Below are 4,321 nucleotides of genomic sequence, written 5' to 3' on the forward strand. Positions count from 1 at the left end.
AAAATATTTTGAATATTGAAAATAAAGTATTACATTTGAAAATTATTGATAAAGGTTGCAATAAAACAACTTTGTGAAATTTATCATCCAACGATATTAAAAGGTGATTTTTACAGCCATACTGAAAAAAATATTGTTATGTTTTTAAAATTGTTAATATCAGTTCTGAAAATCGGAATTGTTTAAATAATAAATTGTGAACGTCATTTTGCTTAAAAGCTGTTTTTTTTAAACAAAGTGATATAAAAAATAATATTATGAAAAAGTTTAAGTATTTAGTTCTCGTATTCATTGTTCTTTTTACAGTAACAACATCAAGTCTTAAAGCTACACATATTTTTGGTGGAGATATTACATGGGATTGTGTAGGGCAAGATAGTTTTATAATTACAGCTACAATTTATAGAGATTGTAATGGAATAAATCTAAGTAATGCATCGATTCCTATAAAGTGTAAATCAACAAACCAAACAATTACTACCATCAATATTCCTAAACCTGCACCGATTGATATAACACCTAATTGCTCAAGTAGTTGTACAAGATGTCAATCAGGGAGTTGTTCTTTTCCTTATGGTATAGAAAAATATGTTTATTCGAAATTGGTAGATTTAAGTATTGCAGGAAGTTGTTGTGAATTAATTATATCTTATCAGATGTGTTGCAGACCAACAATAATTACTACTGGAGGAGCCTCTAAAAATTTTTATGTAGAATCGATGCTAAATCGTTGCTTAACTCCTTGTGATAATTCCCCGAAATTCTCAATAGATCCTGTTACTGTCATCTGTGCTAATGAAAAGATTAATCTGAATCCGGGAGTTTATGATATTGACAGGTTAGCTAGTGGAGAATTATTAGATTCAATTTCTTATTCTCTTACAAAGCCTCGTAATGGAAATTCTTCATATATTCCTTATACAGGTGGTTATAGTTATGACAAACCATTAATGTTCTGGGGATTTCCAAATAAAACTTTCCCCTATCCTCGTGGATTTCATTTTGATGCTTCATCAGGAGATTTAAAATTTAAAACTACGAAGGTTCAATATACAATTATGGCTATAAAAATTTCAGAATATAGAAATGGGGTTCTCATTGGTGAAGTGAATCGTGATCGCTCCTTGATAATTATGAATTGTCCTAATAACGATAATCCTCAACTATTGTCCAATTCGTATTACAAGGAAGTACTTTTAGGTGATACGGTTTCTTTTAATATTTTAACATCCGATGATAACATAAATGATTCCTTACATATTTCTTGGTCGAATAATATTACCGGTGCAAACTGGACTGATAATAATGACTCGGTAAAGCATCCGTCTGCTAATTTTACATGGGTGCCTACTTCACAAGATGCTAATTGTTTGCCTTTTAACTTTTATGTAAATGTAAGAGATAATGCTTGCCCCTTAAATGCTATTTCTTCAAAAGCATTTAAAGTTTGGGTAAGAGATTCAATTAGTGGTGATGTGACTGTTCAAAAGATGGGTTGCGGAAAATATAAGCTTACTGCACAACCAACAGGTATTCATCAAAATTTAAAATTTGAATGGACAATGCCTGGAGGGGTAAAATATTTTACAAACCCAATTTACTATAAAAATTATAATCAAGGATATTTACATTATTCTTTACAAATGACAACTTCTTACGATACTTTTAATTACAGTAATACAATAATTGCAGATACTTTTATCAATGTAGATTTACCTGCTGATACAGCTTTGTGTGTGGGAGGAAGTTTAAACATTTCATCAATTGTTAATTATGCTCAAGGAAATATTTCCTATTTGTGGAGTGATAGCAGTACAACTGATAATATTAATGTTGGTCCTTTATACAAAGATTCTCTGATTATTTTAAATGTTAGCGATTCATCAAATTGTGTTTCCTTGGATTCTATTTTTATTGATATTCATGATTTGGAGATTGATCTTGGGGAAGATTTGCATTTTTGCGATTATTCAGATGGAATAGTAGAAGCAGATGTTGACTTAAATAGTAGCGGTTATATCTCATCCTACGAATGGTATGAATTGGGAAATACAAATGTTGTTGGTTCGCTAAAACAAATTAGTGTTTCGGATTCCGGAGTATATTATTGTAAAGCAATTGATAACATAGGTTGCACAGCTACAGACACAATAAATGTTTTTGAAATATCACAACCAAATGTAAATGCAGGTGTTGATGATTCAATTTGTTCAAGAGATGGTTTAATAGAGTTGAATGGCACTCCTTCAATACCATCTGGAGTTTGGACGGGAACTGCTGTTGTTTATCAAAATTCAAAATATTATTTTAACGCAGAGGATACATCAATTGTAAATGCAGGAAAATACAAACTGAATTATTTATACACGGATATTTATGGATGTTCAAATGAGGATAGCTTGTTTTATACTGTTATTCATTCACCTACTCAGCCGATTGCAGGTTCTTATTCTAATCTTTGTATTAACGATGGTTTGCTACAGCTAAATGCAACTCCAATCGGGGGAGTCTGGAGTGGAAATGGAATTGTTACAGTAAATAATTTTGACCCTCAACTTGCAGGAGTAGGTACTCATAAGTTAATTTATAAAGTTGAAAATTCTTTTTGTTCACTTTGTGATTCAACAACAATTACGGTTTTTGATTTACCAAATGTTTTTGCCTCAACAATTACAGGGGAAACAGTATTTTGTAAAGAATACGGGTTGATTGAACTTATTGCGAGTCCTATCGGTGGAATAAATGGCGGATATTGGAGTAATAATGTAGTTAATAAAAAATATTTTAATACGGATGCTCCCGAAGGGAATTATGAGGTAATTTACTATTTTGTTGATAATAACGGATGTGAGAATTCTGATACCATATTAATTTTATTGGGAGATTCTAAGGTAGAAATTGATGGAAATAAAGATTTTATTTGCAAAGGGGATAAAGCTGATTTACATGCAGAATATGAAATTTCAAAAAGAATACAGTGGATGAAAGCCGACAATGCTGACGGTACTTTGTATGGTAATACAGGCTTTAAAGATATAAAATATTTCCCCGGTACAAATGATAATTTGAAAAAATGGTTTTGGATAAAAGTAAAAACTGTTGATCCTGTTTGTTCCACAGTTTGGGATTCTGTTTTAATAAATATTGTTGATTTACCTGTAATTGATTTTAGTGCTTCACCTACAAGTGGAGAAGTTCCTATGGTTGTGAATTTCACAAACCTTTCTTCAACAGATAGTGGTAGTATTAATAATTATTTCTGGAAATTTGGTAATGGTGATACATCAATAAATCAAAATCCTGTTTATGAATATAATATTAATGGAGATTATGATGTTTCTCTTTTTGTTTCCACTGATTTGGGTTGTGAAAACGATTTAATGAAGACAAAATTTATAGAAGTTTTAAAATCAGGAATAAAGGACAGTAAGATTGCAACTAAAATTAAGATAGTTCCAAATCCTGCACAAGATAAATTTTTGATATTGGCAGATAAAAATGAAAAAATAAACTCGGTAATTATATACAATTCATTAGGCAAAAAAGTATTGAACTTTGTTGATGTTAATGATTCAAGATTAACCGTTAACGCCAAGGAGTTACCTAAAAGTATTTATTTTATTAAGATTAATCTGAATAATGATAAAGAATATTTTGAGCAAGTGATTATTGAGTAGGATAGAATAAGTGATAAGTGAAAAAATAAGTGCAAACTTTTTGTTTTTACCATAATATCGTACCTACGGTACTGAAAAAAGCTCCAGAGGAGCTATATTATGGTAACTTCTGTGATAAAATAAACAAAAGTGCCATCGGCACGACATTATTTGCTTAGATAAATAGTGCCTCTTAGAAAACTATCTATTTTTATAAAATGAATTATTTTTGATGAGATTTTTACTTTTTGGAAATGAACTGATGCCTTTGCATCAGTGATTTGAGAAAAATAAAAATATCGCAAAAAGAAACATTTTTAATTTTGGAGAGTTTTCTAAGAGGCACTAAATAGAACTTAGCCCAAAAATAGTAATCTGTGAATCTGTCTTCGACAGACGAAGTTTGTGGCAAATTTGATTACCCACAGTATTTGACATAGAACCTCCCTAAAATGAAAGTGAATAAAATCATTTAAATTAGTTTAGAAAATATATATTTGCTCCCAAAATTTTTTCAAAGAAAACAGTCTTAAAGAACATTTACTTTAATATAATTGAAAACAAAATGGAAGAAACAAAAATTACAACAGGTGGAGAATTTTTGGTTAAAGATGCTCAAGCTAATGATATTTTTATTCCTGAAGATGCAAATGAAGAACAAAAGA

General features: G+C 30.2%; 1 protein-coding gene. It reads left to right on the forward strand.

All coding sequences use genetic code 11. The features are described from left to right. The first annotated feature begins 257 nt into the window (after positions 1–257). Entirely contained in the window at positions 258–3,677 is a 3,420-nt protein-coding gene (locus tag U9R42_03675; GenBank protein MEA3495116.1) for a PKD domain-containing protein, read from the forward strand. The last annotated feature ends 644 nt before the right edge of the window (positions 3,678–4,321 follow it).

It is taken from the genome of Bacteroidota bacterium (assembly GCA_034723125.1).
GTDB lineage: Bacteria > Bacteroidota > Bacteroidia > CAILMK01 > JAAYUY01 > JAYEOP01.